Genomic DNA, 2,273 nt, shown 5'->3' on the forward strand with positions numbered 1-2,273 from the left:
GTGACGCCGGGGATCCGGGCCTTGGCGCCGGTGCCGCCGGCGCCCGCCACCACGTCGATCAGGGCGCGGCGGATCTCTAGAAAATCCTTCTCGCCGATCCCCCAGGGGAGCGGCTCGGGCCGTTCCGCGGCGACGGGGGATTTCTTGCCTTGATCGTCGATCGTCGCGGCCAAGAGGTGCGGCACGATCCGCTTACCGCCGTTGGCGACCTGCGCCGTCATCAAGGCGTTCTGCAGCGGCGTGACCAGGTCGTAGCCCTGGCCGATCGCGATGCCCAGGCTGTCGCTGGGCGACCACTTCTCCTTGCGCGCCTTCTCCTTCCACTCGCGGGTCGGGATCAGGCCTTCGCGCTCAGAGTCGGCCAAGACGCCGGTCTTCTTCCCCAGGCCCAGCAGCTTCGCGTAATGGGCGAGGCGGTCGGGCCCTAGGCGCTCGCCCAGCTTGTAGAAGAAGACGTCGCAGGAGCTGACCAGCGCGCGGTGCAGGTCGACGCGGCCGTGCCCCGCCTTGTTCCAGCAGCCCCAGCGCCGCCCGCCAAACAGGTAGTAGCCGGGGCAATGGACCGTCTCTTTGAAGTCCGTCTCCTTCTCCGCCAGGCCCGCGATGGCCGTGACGATCTTGTAGGTCGAACCGGGCGGATAGGCGGCCTGAGTGGGGCGGTTGAGCAGGATGTTGCCGGGGTGCTCCTGCAATTCCTTCCACAGGGCCTTCGGAATGGTGCCGGTGAGATCCTCCGGGTTGTAGGCCGGATGGCTCACCCAGGCCAGGATGGCCCCGTCGCGCGGGTCCATCGCGACCAGCGCGCCCACCTCGTCGCCGAAGGCCTCGGCGGCCACCTCCATGAGGCGGGCGTCGAGGGTGAGCTGCAAGGTCTTTCCGGCCGCGGCGGGTTGCTCCCGCAGGACGGTGCCGAAGTCGAACTCGCTCAAGTCGGCCTCGCGACCCATCGCGTCGACGAGGGTCTGACGGTAGCCGTCGTGGCCGCGCAGCGCGTCGTCGAAGGCCTTCTCGACCCCCGCCACGCCGACGTCGTCGCCGGGGCTGACCCGGCCGGGCTCGCGCGCCTCCCACTCCTTGAGCTCCTTGTCGCTCACCTCGCGGACGTAACCCAGGACGTGCCCGACCTTCTCTTGGTAGGGATAGACCCGCTCGAAGTGCACCACCAGCTCGACGCCGCTCAAGTCCAGGTCGGGCTCCATACCGGTGTGGACGCGCGTCATGCGCGCCCGGATCCTCGCCACCTCGTCGCGGCTCAAGTCCTTCGCCACCACCGCCGGTCCGAGCAGGGAGTTGGATTTCTTCGCGTTCAATTTTTCCTGTACGGCCTCCGGGGGCCACTCCAACAGGTAGGCCAGGCTGCGCCGCGCCCGTTCCGGGTCCTTCACCTGGGCGGGATTGAGCCGCAGCGTGAAGCTGGGACGGTTGTCCGCCAAGACGCGTCCCTCGCGGTCGAGGATCTTGCCCCGCGGGGCGGGGATGGGAATTTCGCGGAGGGTGTTGATCTGGCTGAAGCGGAGGTATTTTTCGCCCTGCACCACCTGAAGGTCGACGAGACGGTAAAGCGCCAGGCCGAAGAAGGCCAGGATCAAGAGGGCGAAGCCCAAGAGGCGCTTCCGGTAGGCCTCCATTTACAAGCCCTTTTCGAGTCCGAAGGGTTTGCGCAGGATCCGGGCGCCGCGCCCGCTCAGCCAATCGGCACGGGAGAGGTCCACCCGCCCGGTGGCTCCTCCGAGCCGGCGGAGGCGGCGCCAAAGCCGTGCCCATGCGGCGGAGAGCAGGGGCGGCGCGATCATGCCGACGGCGAGGGTCGCGGCCAGGCCGAGGGCGTCGCCCCACTCCGGATACCAGCCGCCGCCGGCGAGCGCCGTGCGCGCCGACCAAAACAGGAAGGGGGCCAGCCAAAGGCCGAACAGGAGGACGAAACGCGCTAGGCCGGGAGAAAAGGAAAAATTCCGGCGCAGGGCGAAGAAGACCAGCGCCGCGAGGGCCCAGGGAATGGCAACCGTCGCCGGCGAGGCCAGCGAGAAGGCGCTGGTCAGGCAGGCCAAGACGACCAGCAGGAGCCAGGCCTGAGCCTTTCGCTCGGAGCCCAGAAAGGCCTGGGCCAGGACGATGGCCAGGGCATCGACGCGGGCCTGCGGCCAGGCGAGGCTGAGGCCCAAGGCCAAAATCCCCCAAGCGAGATATTTGCAAAAATCCCTCATCCCTCGCCGCCCTCCCGCGGCGCCAAGACCAAGACCTCTTCCAGCTTGTTCAGCTCGACGTAGGGATCG

General features: G+C 68.4%; 2 protein-coding genes. Both read right to left on the bottom strand.

The features are described from left to right. A partial coding sequence (gene mrdA / locus FBR05_15165; GenBank protein ID MDL1873519.1) for a penicillin-binding protein 2 occupies positions 1-1,628 on the bottom strand: 1,628 nt, incomplete at its 3' end. Next, the gene (locus FBR05_15170) at positions 1,629-2,204 is read right to left on the bottom strand and encodes a hypothetical protein (protein MDL1873520.1); all 576 of its coding nucleotides are present in this window, start codon (positions 2,202-2,204) and stop codon (positions 1,629-1,631) included. It abuts the gene before it with no gap. Positions 2,205-2,273: the final 69 nt, after the last annotated feature.

The sequence above is a fragment of the Deltaproteobacteria bacterium PRO3 genome (genome assembly GCA_030263375.1).
Taxonomy (GTDB): Bacteria; UBA10199; UBA10199; order DSSB01; family DSSB01; genus DSSB01.

Excerpts from the sequence above, each read along its gene's own strand:
- FBR05_15170 (MDL1873520.1), bottom strand. The coding sequence starts at position 2,204 with ATGAGGGATTTTTGCAAATATCTCGCTTGGGGGATTTTGGCCTTGGGC.